Below are 266 nucleotides of genomic sequence, written 5' to 3' on the forward strand. Positions count from 1 at the left end.
CGATTCGAACGAGAGGAAGGTTTCGTTCTCGACCTGGCGCGTCACGTACGTGAGTTCCGCTGCGCCGATCGCCATTGCGAGACTCGTGTTCTTGAACAGCAGCACCGTGTGGTTGATCATCGGTGGCATCGCCTTGCGCAGTGCCTGCGGCAACACGACATGGCGCATCGCGGTGAGGAAGTTCAGGCCCAGTGCGCGCGATGCCTCGAACTGTCCATGCGGAATCGAACGCAGCCCGCTGCGGATATCCTCTGACAGATACGCTG

1 protein-coding gene is annotated in these 266 nt (G+C 60.5%); it reads right to left on the bottom strand.

What is annotated here, in order from left to right:
- Nucleotides 1-266: ABC transporter permease subunit (locus tag SB772_RS41760; RefSeq protein WP_410838742.1), on the bottom strand; the 266-nt coding region annotated here is incomplete at both ends.

The organism is Paraburkholderia sp. SIMBA_030 (assembly GCF_046535245.1).
In the GTDB taxonomy this organism is placed as follows: domain Bacteria; phylum Pseudomonadota; class Gammaproteobacteria; order Burkholderiales; family Burkholderiaceae; genus Paraburkholderia.